The organism is Stenotrophomonas sp. 2201_Sma, from assembly GCF_056486685.1.
In genome coordinates this window covers 3,525,336-3,539,087 of the sequence record NZ_CM151329.1, presented here as the reverse complement: position 1 = coordinate 3,539,087, position 13,752 = coordinate 3,525,336, and the positions used below count along the sequence as shown (strand labels likewise).

Sequence of the window (13,752 nt, the reverse complement as noted above, 5' to 3'; positions counted from 1 at the left end):
GCGCCTGCCGGTCGATCCCGCCGCGATGAAGCTCGCCATCCTGTCCCGCAACAGCTCCCTGTATTCCACCCGCCGGCTGGTCGAAGCGGGGCGTGCGCGCGGCCACACGGTGCGCATCCTCGATCCGCTGCGCTGCTGAACGCTGAATACCGTGCGATGAACTTCCGGATGATCCCGCGGTTTCCAGGTGAAGGCGGTTTCTGTCGCTTTTGACCGGAACCGCCCGTGTCCATCAGACACCGGAAGCCGGCCAGAATCGCGTCGGCGGCATACGGTGAAGGAGAAGATGGCAATCACCTCCTGCTTCCCGTAGTTTGCGGATGCACACACACGGAGTCATGTGATGGAACACAATGAGCAGTCGAAGCAGGAAGCTGGCCGTGGCCCCGATCCTGTTGTACCGGTTCGGCCTGTCGGCGTGATTGTGTTTGCGTTTCTTGCCGCCATCGCGGCGTTTCTGGCGGGCGCGAACATCTTTCTTGGCTTTTTTCCCCCACATCTTCTGGAGGGCGCAGCGGTCGCATTCGGGCTTCTGGCATTCGTGCTGGCCAAGAGAGCCGGTCTTCGATAGTTGCCGGCACCCTGCGGCCGACCTGCATGGCCCTGGTTCGTACCGCGTTGCGGCTCATCATCAAATGGCTGCCGTTGCTGACGTTGGTGGCGATGTGCATCGTGTGGTGGTCGCCGCTGGGCGTGGTGGCTGCACTGGCGGCCGGCGGCGTCGTCGGCAGCGTGCTGCAGCGTTTTCCGCTGATGGGTGCTGAAGCCGGAGGCGCGGCGCTGCGCTCCGAGCCGCTGCAGCCCTTTGCCACGGAGCCGCCCGCCGACGATGTGTTGCTGAATTGCGGAGAGCTTGGTATGGGAGGGCCCGTATGCAGCACGCAGATGCTGCGTGACGGTGCCATCGTCGATGATATTGATGTTTCGGGGGGGCAGAGCTGCAGCGCCGGGTGGTTTGATCTGGAAGGCACATCGTTGCGTATTGCGCAGGCCTGGATCCACTCTTGTCGGGTTGTGATGGTTTATGACGAGCAGCATAAGGTGCTGGGGCGGCTGTCAGCTCTTCTGCCACATGAGTTCCACCAGGCGCTGAATGAGCGCCGGCATCAGCACGATGATCGCGCTGCCGCCGACTGGGTGTGCAGCCTGCCTGGCGAGCGGACGCAACTGCAGCCCTACCACGGTCTGTGGCTGGCGCCCGATCATCCAGCGCTGGTCGACCCGCCGCAGGCGGAGCTGCGCCACGTGCTGCCAGACGGCCGCATTCTGCTGGCCACGCTGCTGCTGCCGGACGATCTGCGCCTGACGGTTGATCCTGAGCTGTTCTGCAGGATACGGCCCTATGCGCTGCAGCTGGACGGTGTCGACAGCGAACGGCATGTCTGCAGCTTGAAGCAGATGATGGTCAGTCCCGGCAACCAATGCCTGGTAGTGCGGGGTGTGTTGTTGGGCGCAGATATGCGTCTGCAGGGCAGCGTCTGGCTGGTCCACCGGGAAGGTCAATGGCGAGCCATAAGCACGAGCGCATGGGCAAGGGTGGGGACGTCCCGTGAACCCGTGTGGGTGGACGTGCTGGCCGTGAGCGATGATGGTGACGTGCAGTGCGAGGCCTACACGGAGACGTGGGATGGCAGTACGCCGAATCGCCAACCTACCGCCCACACCTGCCTGGAACTGGCGTTGGAGTGGCGGGAGACAATGCTGATCGTGCGTGCACGTAACGGACGCTTCACGCTGCGCGTACCACGTCGCTGATCGGCGGTCCCCTCTGCGCGCCTCCGAGGCGATCATCCGCCCGCCACACGGCCGCGCTATGCTGCGCGCCTGCCGACCGATCCCGCCGCGATGAAGCTCGCCATCCTGTCCCGCAACAGCTCCCTGTATTCCACCCGCCGGCTGGTCGAGGCGGGGCGTGCGCGCGGCCACACGGTGCGCATCCTCGATCCGCTGCGCTGCTACATGCGCATCGCTGCCGACGGATTCTCGATGCACTACAAAGGGCGGCCGATGACCGGTGTGGACATGGTCATTCCGCGCATCGGTGCGTCGATCACGCGCTATGGCACCGCGGTCCTGCGCCAGTTCGAGCTGATGGGCGCGCGTACGCCCAATCCGTCCGACGCGATCCTGCGCTCGCGCGACAAGCTGCGCGCGCATCAGCTGCTGGCGGCCAAAGGCATCGACATGCCGGTCACGGTGTTCGGCGACAACCCCGATGACACCGTCGATCTGCTGTCAATGCTGGGGCCGCCGCCACACGTGGTGAAGCTCAACGAGGGAACGCAGGGGCGCGGCGTGATCCTGACCGAGAAGGCCAGTGCCTCGCGCGGGATCGTCGAGGCGCTGCGTGGCCTGTATGCCAACTTCCTCATGCAGGAGTTCATCGGTGAGGCCAAGGGAGCCGATCTGCGGTGTTTCGTGGTCGGCGACCAGGTGGTGGCCTCGATGCAGCGGCAGGCGCCCGAAGGCGACTTCCGCTCCAACCTGCACGCCGGCGGCACCGCCGTGGCGGCCAAGGCCAGTCGCGCCGAACAGCAGGTCGCGGTGCGCTCGGCCAAGGCTCTAGGGTTGTCGGTCTGCGGCGTCGACCTGATCCGCTCGCAGCGGGGCCCGCTGGTGCTGGAGGTCAACTCGACCCCGGGCCTGGAAGGCATCGAGGCAGCCTGCGGAGTGGACGTGGCCATGCGCATCATCGAGCACGTCGAGAAGCTGAAAAAATCCTGATTTTTCAGTAGGTTGAGATTCTCTTTTGGTGATGAGACGCTGCTTTAACATGCCTTTAATCGGTGCGGGCGTAGGCTTCAGCGAACCGCAGCTCTGCCTCTCAGCAGGATCGGTATCGGGATACGACTTCAGGCCCAGGCGGGTGCACCGCCTGGGCCTTTTTTATGCGCGTCCGTAGGCCACGCGCCACTTGTGGCGGCCCGGAGGCGCTCGTAGAGTTGGGCCTTCGTTCCGATGGACCGGGGGGTAGGCGATGTACCGCGTCACGATGATCGCGTTGGTGCTGTGCCTGTCGGGCGCTGCTGTCGCCAAGACAGAGAAGAGCGCCCTGCAGATGGATCGCCAGGCTCCGGTTGCCGGCCAGGTCCAACAGGTCGAGCAGGCGCTGCAGGCGCCGGAGTACGCCGAACTGAGCGCCGATGACCGCAGCCAGATCCAGCAGGCGCTGGCCCGCATCACCCAGCGCATGGGGGGCCGGCAGCGGGTCGATGAGCTGCCGCCGCAGATACAGGCGCAGGTGTTCAACGACCAGGAGCGGGTCAACCAGCTGCTCGCCCGCGCGCACGACGACAGCCGCCAGGTCTGTACCTACCAGCGCACCACCGGCAGCAACATGCCCAAGGGCCGTTGCCTCACTGTCGCCGAACGTCGCCGCATCGAAGAAAAGGGCAAGGCGCTGATCAATGACCAGCGCACGTTCAACAATCTTGATCCTGCATCGGGCTACTGATCCATCCCAACCGCCATGGGACACCCTGCCGGTAGTCCCTTGTGGAGGCTGCGCTCCGGTCGTAGAGTTCGGTTTCCGTTCATGGATGACACTGGAGGTGGAAATGTTCCGTACCACAACGTTCGCATTGGCACTGTGCCTGGGTCTTGCTGTCTCGGCCGAAGCCAAGTCCGGCAAGGAGGTGGTCCAGCTCAACGTGCGTGAGCCGCTGGCGATGCAGATCCAGCGTGTTGAAGCGGCGCTCAATGACGAGGAATACAGCGAAATCTCCACCGAGGACAAGAGTCGTGTGCAGGCCGCGCTGTCCCGTATCCGCGCGCGGGTGGGCGCTCACGACAGTGCCGACAGTCTGGCACCGCAGGACAAGGTCGAGGTCTTCAATGACCAGGAGGAGGTCAATACCCTTCTGACCAAGGCCAAAGCCGACAGCAGGATGGTGTGCCGCCGTGAGCGCCAGATCGGCAGCAACATGCCGCAGAACGTGTGTATGACGGTGGCGCAACGGCGCGAGGCGACCAGGTCCAGCCGCGACCTGATGTATCGGGCTCAGGGCAACAACCCGCCGCCCTTGGATTGACGCAGTCCTGGGCGGTGGCCGTGCGGCCGCAGGGGCAGGCCGCGCTGGGCCGCGCGCGTGCCTTGCTGGAGTAGATGCAGTAGCAACATGTCCGGTACGAAATGTTAAGAATGGAACCTGTATCGTTCAGCAGGTAGACGTCGCGTCCACTTCCACGGGTCCACCCTGCGGGAGTGGGCATGGCCCCCCGACGACCCTTCACGAAACAGAGGTCCCAGTGCGCATTCTTGTAATAGAAGACAACAGCGATATCGCCGCCAATCTGGGCGACTACCTCGAGGACCGGGGCCACACCGTGGACTTCGCCGCCGATGGCGTGACCGGACTGCATCTGGCCGTAGTGCACGAGTTCGACGCGATCGTGCTGGATCTCAACCTGCCGGGCATGGACGGAATCGAGGTCTGCCGCAAGCTTCGCAACGAAGCGCGCAAGCAGACCCCGGTGCTGATGCTGACCGCTCGCGACTCGCTGGACAACAAGCTGGCGGGTTTTGATTCCGGTGCGGACGACTACCTGATCAAGCCGTTCGCGTTGCAGGAAGTGGAAGTGCGTTTGAACGCGCTGTCCCGACGTGGCAAGGGGGTGCAGACCCGCGTGCTGGAAACCGGCGACCTGGAGTACAACCTGGACACGCTGGAAGTGCGCCGCCAGGGCAAGCTGCTGCAGCTCAACCCGACCGCACTGAAAATCCTGCAGGCGCTGATGGAAGCGGCGCCGGCCGTGGTCACCCGCCAGGAACTGGAAACCCGCGTGTGGGGCGAGGAACTGCCCGACTCGGATTCGCTGCGCGTCCATATCCACGGTCTGCGTGCCGTGGTCGACAAGCCGTTCGAAGTGCCGCTGATCCAGACCCGCCATGGCATCGGATACCGCATCGCCACCCCGGAAAGCTGATCCCGTGGCAACCAAGGGGGAGCGCCGGCGCACGCCGTATCGGCGCCGCCTGCGCAGTCGAATCATCGTGTCATTCGTGTTGTTGGGCTTCTGCCTGACAACACTGTTCGCGTTCGCCACCAACTGGGCCCGGATTCGGGTGGAGAACCAGCTGGTCGAGGATGTGATCAACCACAACATTGAAGAATACGCCCGTCGCTTCTACGAGCACCCCGGACGCAATCCGGCCGTGCCGGTACAGCAGATCCGCGCGTATGCCTATTCGGCGGACAAGTTCGACAAGGCGCGTGAGTCCTGGCCGCAATGGGCTGACCTGCAGACCGGCAACTACAACCTCAGCGGGACCGACGAACAGGGGCAGCCGTACGCCTACAAGCTTGCCGTGCGCAAAGCCGACGATGCGTGGTTCTTCCTGGCCTATGACATGACCGACAGCATGCGCGGCAGCAAGCAGCTCAACCGTGCGCTGGTGCTGTCGGTGCTGGTGTTCAGCCTGCTGTCGCTGGTGCTGGGCTGGTGGTCGGCCTCGAAGGTGATGAAGCCGGTATCGGACCTGGCGGCCCGCCTGCGCGCCTACCGGGGCGGCACCAGCGAGCCTGAGCCGCTGGCGCCGCGCTTCCCCGACGACGAAGTGGGCCAGCTGGCCCAGGCGCTGGACGACTACTCCTCGCGATTGACCGAAGTGGTGCAGCGCGACCGTGAGTTCAATGCGGACGTCAGCCACGAACTGCGCACGCCGCTGGCGGTGATCCGCGGTGCCACCGAGCTGCTGCTGACCCGTCCCGGCCTGGATGAAAAGGTGCTGCAGCGCCTGCAGCGCATCCAACGTGCCGAGCAGCAGTGCAGTGATCTGATCGGCGCTTTGCTGCTGCTGTCCCGGAACGAGCGGGGGCAGGGCACCAGCAATGTTGCCCGCGTGGCCGAGCAACTGCTGGACGCGCACCGCGCGCAGCTGGGGGGCAAACCCCTGGAACTGGCGCTGGAGGGCGAGCGCAACCTGGTGATCGACGCGCCCGAGGCCGCGCTTTCGGTGGCCCTGGGCAACCTCATCGGCAACGCGGTGAAGTACTCGCAGGATGGCGAAGTCCGCGTGCACGTAGGGGCCAACTCGGTCTCGGTCACCGACAGTGGTCCGGGCCTGAGCGAGGAAGATGCGGCCAAGCTGTTCCAGCGCGGTTACCGCGGTACGCACGCGGGCCATTCGCAGGGCGGCGGCATCGGCCTGTCGATCGTCAGCCGCCTCTGCGACCTGTACGGCTGGCAGGTCAGCGTGCGCCCGGGGGGCGAGCGCGGCGTGATCGCAACGCTGACGTTCTCGCCCAGGCCGCTGTAGCAGATCCTTTGCCTGCGGAGCAGGGCCCGGCCCTACAGGGACGCCTCTTCCAGGGCGTCGCTGTCGCTAACGGCATGAACGCATCTGTTCTGCACGGCCAGAAACCCGGCGCGCGCACGCCCTGCCGCGTCCGCTGCGTGTCCGATCTCACGGTTCCGGATAGTCACAGCGCAGTTGACGCTTTTCCCTCCTGATTGCCGGACGTGCAGATGGCCAAGATGTCAGCCCGCGCACTCTGCCGGCTGCCAGGAGCATCGCCATGTCGCATCGCATCCGTTACCCCAACCTGCATCAACTGGTCGGTGACTCGATCAGCCAGTTGTCTCCGGACGTCGCCCAGCGCGTCGAGGACGTACTGTCCCGCTGCGACGGCCATATGCCGGCCCAGCAGACGCCAATCGACGCCGGCGGTGTCAGCGCCGACGCAGTGCAGCCTGCCGATCTCAGGCGCGCCGTCGAAGGTCTTAGCACCCTGACCCGGGTGATGTATGCCGCGCACATCGCGCGCACGCGGGGCGGCCAGCAGAACGTGCTGCCACCGGGCGCGATGGAAGGCCTGATTCTGGCCGCGCGGGAACTGACGTGTCACGTGCAGCAGCAGCTGCAGGCCGAGAGAATCAGGGGGACAGCCACATTGCAGTGATGGCGGGGGGGGCACTGCCACGACGATTCTGCAACGCCGGGCACGTGCCCGGCGGGTCAGCTCGCGGCCAGTGCCAGATAGCGGTGGTGCAGCGCCTCCACCTGCGCCTGCAGGTCGTCCGGCTGCCCATCGTTGACCACCACGTCATCGGCCAGTGCCCGGCGCTGCGCGCGGCTGGCCTGGGCGGCGATCATCCGGTCGGCCAGCGCGGCGTCGATGCCATCGCGCTGCATCAGCCGGGCGTGCTGTACGCCTTCGGGTGCATCCACCAGCAGTATCCGATCGAGCCATGGATAGGCCTGGCGGCCGCCCACCTCGGTCAGCAGCGGAATCGCAGCAATGGCGTATGGGCTCGACGCCTGCGTGCACTGCTGCTGCATCAACAGGCGGATGGCGGGGTGGGTGATGGCTTCCAGTGCCGTCCGTTCGGCCGGGTCAGCGAAGACATGGGTGCGCAGGCGCGCCCGGTCCAGGCTGCCATCGGCCAGCAGCATGTCCGTGCCGAACCGGTCGGCAATGCGGGCCAGTGCCGGGCTGCCGGTGGCCACCACCGCGCGGGCGGCCAGATCGGCGTCGGCCACCACGATGCCCAGCGCTTCGAAGCGCCGCGTCACTTCGCTCTTGCCGGCCGCGATGCCGCCGGTCAGGCCGACCACGTAGCGGCTCACGGCGGCGCCCTCAGCGCAGGCCGCTCAGGGCCAGGTAGCGCTCCACCAGCGGTTCGCCCCACATGAAGAACAACCAGCCGGCGATGGCCAGGTACGGGCCGAACGGAATCGGCGTGGCGCGATCGCGTCCCCGGCTGTAGAGCCAGATCGAACCGACGATGGCGCCGATCACCGAGGACAGCAGGATGATCGGCAGGATGCCCTTCAGGCCGCACCAGGCGCCGAGCGCCGCCAGCAGCTTGAAGTCACCATGGCCCATGCCCTCCTTGCCGGTCAGCTGCTTGAACAGCCACCAGACCGTCCACAGCGACAGATAGCCCACGGCGGCGCCGACCAGGGCCGGCTTGGCGGGCATGTACAGATTGTCGATGCTGCCGATCAGGCCCAGCCACATCAGGGGCAGGGTCAGCTGGTCGGGCAGCAGCTGGGTGCGCAGGTCGATGCCGGACAGCGCGATCAGGAAACAGGTCAGCACGATGGCGCCGAAGCCCTGCCAGCCGAAGCCGAACTGCCACACGCAGGCCAGCACCAGCAGGGCGGTCATCGCTTCCACCAGCGGGTACTGCAGCGAGATCGGCGCCTTGCAGTGGCGGCATTTGCCCCCCTGGATCAGCCAGCTGAACAGCGGGATGTTCTCGTACCAGGACAGCTTGTGCTTGCAATGCGGGCAGTGCGACGGTTCGACCACGATGCCCGGCGGCGGCGGCTCGTAGAAGTCCGGTTCCTCCAGCACTTCGCGCGCATCGCGCTTCCACTGCCATTCCAGCCGCTTGGGCAGGCGCAGGATGACAACATTGAGGAAACTGCCCAGCAGCAGTCCCAGTCCGGCCGCGGCGGGGTAGCCGAGGCCGGGGTGCTGGTCGAGAAAAGCCATGTATTTTTATCCGACGACGGCGCCCAGTTTGAAGATCGGCAGGTACATCGCAATGACCAGGCCGCCGACAATGGTACCAATGAACACCATGATCATCGGTTCCAGCAGGCTGCTCAAGGCATCCACGGCGTTGTTGACCTCCTGCTCGTAGTATTCGGCGACCTTGAACAGCATGGTGTCAAGGGCGCCGGCCTCCTCGCCGATGCCGGTCATCTGGATCACCATGTGCGGGAACAGGTTCAGCTGCTTCATCGCCATGTTGACCGGATAGCCGACCGAAACGTCGTCGCGCATGCGCAGCACCGCCTCGCCGTAGACCTTGTTGCCGGTGGCGCCGGCGACGATGCCCAGGGCCTCCACCAGCGGCACGCCGGCCTTGAAGGTCACCGCTGTGGTGCGGGAGAAGCGGGCGATCGCACTGTTGTGCATGATCTGGCCGATCACCGGCACCTTCAGGATCAGCCGGTCGACGGTGTGCTGCATCTTCTCCGATCGCCGGTAGGTCATGGCGATCGCCACCACCGCGCCGATGGCGACGATGGCCATCAGCCACCACCACGACACCATGAACCGCGACAGGTTCACCACCATCTGGGTGAATGCCGGCAGGTCGGCACCGAAGCTCTGGAAGACTTCCTCGAACTGCGGGACCACCCAGACAAGCAGGATCGTGCTGACCAGGAACGCCACCACCAGCACCATGGCCGGGTAGAACAGCGCCTTCTTGATCTTGCCCTTCAGCGCCTCCAGGTTTTCCTTGTAGGAGGCGATGGTGTCCAGCACGGTCTCCAGCACGCCGGCGCTTTCGCCGGCCCGTACCAGGTTGCGGTAGAGCTCATCGAACTGCACCGGATGCTTGCTGATGGCCTCGTACAGCGACGAGCCGCCCTCGATGTCGGTGCGGATCGTGTCCACCATCTTCTTCATGCGCGGGTTCTTGTGCCCGCTGCCGATGATCTCCAGCGCCGACACGATCGGCACGCCGGACTTCATCATCGTGGCCATCTGCCGGCTGAAGAACGCGATGTCCTTCGGCGAGACCGGCTTGCCGGCCGCACCGAACAGCGGCTTCGGCTTGGGCTTGACCTGGCCCGGGCTGATGCCCTGTTTGCGCAGTTCGGCGCGCAGCATATTGGCGTTCTTCGCCAGCTGCTCACCCTTCATCTTTATGCCCCGCTTGTCGGTCCCCTCCCAGACAAACGGCTGCAGCTCCATCGTGGCGCGGGCCACGGGCTCCTTCTTGATCGCACTGCGACTCACAGACATGTTGGCTCCCCAGGCCCGCCATCCCCAGGCGGGCATCCTGAGCGGCGATGGTAGCCGGTTCAGGCCCGTCCGGGGAGCCTGCCGGCGTGACGGCGTGCAGGGTTTTCGACGCGTCGAGGCGGAAGGTGACGCGCTGCGTCACATTGCCGCGTCCATCGCAGATTCGGCGCAGGGGGGTTCCCATCCGCGAAATAGCTGCCATCATTGGCGCGGGGAAATCGGGGGAGGCGTGGCCATGGGAGATTGGCACGCAACCTGCGTTGATCCACCCGCGGGGACGGGCAGCCTGCTCATCCGGTCATCTGGCCGGCCGGTTGCCGCACCCGGAAAATCAACCACCACTACTTGGGGACGTACCACCATGAAGAACCAGAAGGGCTTCACCCTGATCGAACTGATGATCGTCGTTGCGATCATCGCCATCCTGGCCGCCATCGCGCTGCCGGCTTACTCGAACTACACCAAGAAGGCCAAGGTCTCGGAAGTGATCCTTGCGGCTTCTTCGCTGCGTACCGACGTGTCGGAATACGTGGCCAGCAACAATGCCCTGCCGCCGGCGTCGTGGAAGCCGGACTTCCAGGAAACTCAGTACGTCTCCAAGCTGGAATGGGATGGCAAGTCAATCGTTGCCACTGCGAAGGGCGTTGGCGATACCCTGATCGACAACAAGACCATCACGCTGACCCCGTCGGGTGATGGCTCGAAGGGCGTGGTTCCGAGCTGGAGCTGCGGTGGCTCGATCGATGTCAAGTTCCGCCCGGGTTCCTGCCAGGCCGGTGCCGGTGAGGAAGAAACTCCGGAAGAGTGAATCTCACAGCTAGTGTGATCGGATGAAGAACAGGGAGCTTTTGGCTCCCTGTTCTTTTTTTTATGTCAGCCATCAAGACGATTCCTCTTCGTAGTCTCAACGCAGTCATGTAAATCCTTGCGAGATGCCCCCGGATGGTGTCTCCTTGCAGATTCGACCGTGCGACTGGGGAGTTCGCAATGCGCCGTCCTTCATTCAGCCATGGCCCACGGCTGCTTCTGATCTTCGTGGTGTCCGGCTTCGCCGGGCTGATCTACCAGTCCATCTGGACGCAGTACCTGGGGCTGTTCCTGGGGCATTCCTCGCACGCGCAATCGCTGGTGCTGATCCTGTTCATGGGCGGCATGGCGCTGGGGGCGTGGCTGGTCAGCCGCCGCAGTGCACTGCTGCGCCGGCCGCTGCTGGCCTACGCGGTCATCGAGCTGGTGATCGGGGTGCTGGGCATCGGTTTCGACGGGCTGTTCCAGGGCGTGACCGGCTGGGCATACACCCACCTCATGCCGGGCATGGAGGGGACCTCGTCCACGGCGCTGCGCTGGGCGCTGGCCACGGCCCTGGTGCTGCCGCAATGCATCCTGCTGGGCGCGACCTTCCCGCTGATGAGTGCGGGTTACATGCGCCTGCAGCCCGGATCGCAGGGTGAGGTGCTGGCTGGGCTCTATTTCTCCAACAGCCTGGGCGCGGCCGCCGGCGCCCTGGTGGCGACCTACGCGCTGCTGCCGGCGGTAGGACTGCCGGGCACCGTCCTCAGTGCCGGCCTGCTCAACATCGTGGTGGCCATCCTGGTCTATCCACTGGCCCGCGACGGCAGCGCGCCTGCGGTAGTGGCCTCCGCCGCGCCGGCTGCCGGCGGCGTACGACCTGCGACCGCAGTGCCGGTGCGGCTGGTGCTGCTGGTCGCGGCGGCGACCGGCGCGTCGTCCTTCGTCTACGAAATCACCTGGGTGCGCATGCTGTCGCTCGCACTCGGCACCACGCTGCATTCGTTCGAGCTGATGCTGGCGGCGTTCATCCTCGGCATTGCCTTCGGTGGCCTGTGGCTGCGCCGCCGCGCCGACCGGATGCCGTCGCCCCTGCGCGTCGCCGGCTGGGTGCAGGTGTGGATGGGGCTGGCGGCGCTGGCCTCGATGTTCGTCTATGCGCAGGCCTTCGATTGGGTCGGCTGGCTGATGCGGGTCATCGTGCGCAGTGCGGATGGCTACGTGCTGTACAACCTGGCCAGTGCCGCCATTGCCGGCCTGGTGATGTTCCCGGCGGCGTTCTTCGCCGGCATGACGCTGCCGTTGCTGACCCTGGCGCTGCTGCGCGCCGGGCAGGGCGAGCGCGCGATCGGCCAGGCCTATGCGTTCAATACGCTCGGCGCGATCGTCGGTGTGCTGGTTGCCATCCATCTGCTGATGCCGCTGCTGGGGCTGAAGTACGCGCTGCTGGTCGCGGCGGTGGTCGACATCGTGCTGGGCCTGGTGCTGCTGCAGCGCCTTCGGCTTGCGGCTCCGGGCCGTCTGCGCTCGCCACTGTGGCAGGCTGGCGCGCTGGGTGTCGCTGGCGTAGTGGCGGCCATCGTGCTGGTCCGCTTCGATCCGCTGGTGCTGAATTCGTCGGTGTACCGCCATGGCACGGCCCGTCTGGCGGATACCGCCACGATGCTGTTCTCGCGCGATGGGCAGACGGCCACCGTGGCGGTCTATGAAAGCACTCAGCCGATCGGCCGCATGCGTGCCATCGCCACCAACGGCAAAGTGGATGCAGGCATGGCCGTGTCGATGGCACAGGCACCCACCAGCGACGAATCGACCATGATCCTGCTGGCGGCTCTGCCGTTGGCGCTGCGCGATGATTACCAGCGCGTCGGTGTGATCGGTTTCGGATCCGGGCTCAGCACGCACACGCTGTTGGGCGACCAGCGCGTCGGGCGGGTGGAAACGGTGGAGATCGAGCCGGCCATGGTGGAGGGCGCGCGTCTGTTCGGCGAGCGTGTCGAGCGCGCCTTCAACGATCCGCGCTCGCACGTGGTGATCGACGATGCGAAGTCCTATTTCGCCGCCAGTCCGCGCAAGTACGATCTGATCATTTCCGAGCCGTCCAATCCCTGGGTGGGTGGAACGGCGGCGCTGTTCAGCGACGAGTTCTATGCGTTCGTGCCACAGCAGCTCAACGAAGGTGGCGTGTTCGTGCAGTGGCTGCAGCTGTATGAGATCACCCCCGAACTGGTCAGCTCGGTACTGGCGGGGCTGCTGGAACAGTTCTCCGATGTGCGCGCTTACCTGGCCAATCGTGGCGACCTGATCCTGGTGGCGACGCCGAAGGGCACGTTGCCGCCGATGAAGGGCAGCCTGTTCCAGCAGCCGCAGCTGCGCGGGGAACTGGCGCGGATCGGCGTGCATTCGGTGGCCGATCTGGAGAACGCCCTGTCCATGGATGACGCAGCGCTGCGCGCCTTCGTTCCTCTGTATCCGGCCGCGCGCAATTCCGATTATTTCCCGACCTTGAAGTTGAATGCCCCGGTGGCACGTTTCCAGGGGGCGTTCACCCGTGATTTCCAGCAGGTGATGACGGCCCCCTGGCGGATTGTCAGTGCGCCGCCAACGGGGCAGTTGGCAGGTGCTGCGGCGGGTCTGCCGCAACCGGCGTCCAGCCGGGATGACAAACGTCCGACCGCACGGGCCGTGGCAGCTTTCCTGCAGGGCGAGGCGCCCACGGATGTGGCGGATGCCGATTGGATGAGTGCGCAGGCGCTGCGTGGGCTGGCAGCGCGCTGCGAACTGGACGGATCTCCGATGGAAACCACCCGGCTGCTGTTCGTGCTGGCCGGAGAAACGATCCCGTTCCTGCCGGCAGCGCAGCGGGCGGCCCTCTGGGCGCAGCGCGACTGGATGGAGTGCACCCCGGCCGATCCCGTCGTGTCCGCCAGCCTTGCCCTGGTTGCCGCCGCGGCCACCGACGACCACCACGCTGTACTCACGGAAGGCCGGCGATTGTTGGGCAGCGAGCATGCGCCGACGCTGCTGGCCGACCCGGCCACCGGCTATTATCTGTTCGGTGCAATGCAGCACGCTGCGCGGCAGCTGGGGGATACCACGGCGTCGCGGCAACTGACGGACCAGTACTGGAAGGCGCTCGCGCCCGATGCGCGAGGAAACGGACCGCTGCGTTTGCTGAGCTACCTGGCCGCTATGGGCCGGCAACCCGTTTCTGAAACTGAATTCCGGCCGTCAGGGCACGAGTAACGAGGAC

13 protein-coding genes and 1 pseudogene are annotated in these 13,752 nt (G+C 65.6%); 11 read left to right on the top strand and 3 right to left on the bottom strand.

Annotation, left to right across the window (positions count from 1 at the left end; translation table 11 throughout):
* Positions 1-25: 25 nt before the first annotated feature.
* The 9 genes and pseudogenes from ACZLIF_RS16375 to ACZLIF_RS16335 all read left to right on the top strand — a co-directional run.
* Positions 26-136 (top strand): annotated as a pseudogene (locus ACZLIF_RS16375) (30S ribosomal protein S6--L-glutamate ligase); the annotation flags it as partial.
* 207 nt (positions 137-343) lie between these two features.
* Complete coding sequence (locus tag ACZLIF_RS16370) at positions 344-571, top strand: hypothetical protein (protein WP_128988448.1); 228 nt, start codon at positions 344-346, stop codon at positions 569-571.
* Positions 572-597: 26 nt separating this feature from the next.
* Positions 598-1,755: a hypothetical protein gene (locus ACZLIF_RS16365; RefSeq protein WP_128988446.1), complete on the top strand. Its 1,158-nt coding sequence runs from the start codon at positions 598-600 to the stop codon at positions 1,753-1,755.
* 90 nt (positions 1,756-1,845) lie between these two features.
* A complete protein-coding gene (gene rimK, locus ACZLIF_RS16360) occupies positions 1,846-2,724 on the top strand; it encodes a 30S ribosomal protein S6--L-glutamate ligase (protein WP_065181793.1) in 879 nt (292 codons plus the stop codon).
* A gap of 253 nt (positions 2,725-2,977) precedes the next feature.
* Positions 2,978-3,454 carry a hypothetical protein gene (locus ACZLIF_RS16355; protein ID WP_128988444.1) on the top strand — a complete coding sequence of 159 codons (477 nt, stop codon included), beginning with the start codon at positions 2,978-2,980 and terminating at the stop codon, positions 3,452-3,454.
* Positions 3,455-3,557: 103 nt separating this feature from the next.
* Positions 3,558-4,031, top strand: coding sequence for a hypothetical protein (locus ACZLIF_RS16350; RefSeq protein ID WP_241685954.1), 474 nt, complete (start codon positions 3,558-3,560; stop codon positions 4,029-4,031).
* A 217-nt stretch (positions 4,032-4,248) separates the two neighbouring features.
* Positions 4,249-4,926, top strand: coding sequence for a response regulator transcription factor (locus tag ACZLIF_RS16345; RefSeq protein WP_053517044.1), 678 nt, complete (start codon positions 4,249-4,251; stop codon positions 4,924-4,926).
* Positions 4,889-6,259 carry a sensor histidine kinase gene (locus ACZLIF_RS16340; RefSeq protein WP_053517042.1) on the top strand — a complete coding sequence of 457 codons (1,371 nt, stop codon included), beginning with the start codon at positions 4,889-4,891 and terminating at the stop codon, positions 6,257-6,259. Before ACZLIF_RS16345 ends, ACZLIF_RS16340 begins: the two co-directional genes overlap by 38 nt.
* A gap of 259 nt (positions 6,260-6,518) precedes the next feature.
* Positions 6,519-6,902: a hypothetical protein gene (locus tag ACZLIF_RS16335; protein ID WP_128988442.1), complete on the top strand. Its 384-nt coding sequence runs from the start codon at positions 6,519-6,521 to the stop codon at positions 6,900-6,902.
* A gap of 56 nt (positions 6,903-6,958) precedes the next feature.
* Here the strand turns inward: ACZLIF_RS16335 and coaE are convergent, their stop codons facing one another.
* Genes coaE through ACZLIF_RS16320 form a run of 3 tightly spaced genes read right to left on the bottom strand, consistent with a single transcriptional unit; the run spans position 6,959 to position 9,710 of the window.
* On the bottom strand, positions 6,959-7,570 hold the full coding sequence (coaE, locus tag ACZLIF_RS16330) for a dephospho-CoA kinase (protein ID WP_128988439.1): 612 nt from the start codon (positions 7,568-7,570) through the stop codon (positions 6,959-6,961).
* A gap of 10 nt (positions 7,571-7,580) precedes the next feature.
* The gene (locus ACZLIF_RS16325) at positions 7,581-8,444 is read right to left on the bottom strand and encodes a prepilin peptidase (protein WP_053517036.1); all 864 of its coding nucleotides are present in this window, start codon (positions 8,442-8,444) and stop codon (positions 7,581-7,583) included.
* A gap of 6 nt (positions 8,445-8,450) precedes the next feature.
* The gene (locus tag ACZLIF_RS16320) at positions 8,451-9,710 is read right to left on the bottom strand and encodes a type II secretion system F family protein (protein ID WP_128988437.1); all 1,260 of its coding nucleotides are present in this window, start codon (positions 9,708-9,710) and stop codon (positions 8,451-8,453) included.
* Between the two features lie 361 nt (positions 9,711-10,071).
* On the opposite strand from ACZLIF_RS16320, the gene ACZLIF_RS16315 reads away from it, so the two are divergent.
* Together ACZLIF_RS16315 and ACZLIF_RS16310 are read left to right on the top strand one after the other, a co-directional pair.
* Positions 10,072-10,518 carry a pilin gene (locus ACZLIF_RS16315; protein WP_065175779.1) on the top strand — a complete coding sequence of 149 codons (447 nt, stop codon included), beginning with the start codon at positions 10,072-10,074 and terminating at the stop codon, positions 10,516-10,518.
* A 179-nt stretch (positions 10,519-10,697) separates the two neighbouring features.
* Positions 10,698-13,745, top strand: coding sequence for a fused MFS/spermidine synthase (locus ACZLIF_RS16310; RefSeq protein WP_128988433.1), 3,048 nt, complete (start codon positions 10,698-10,700; stop codon positions 13,743-13,745).
* The last annotated feature ends 7 nt before the right edge of the window (positions 13,746-13,752 follow it).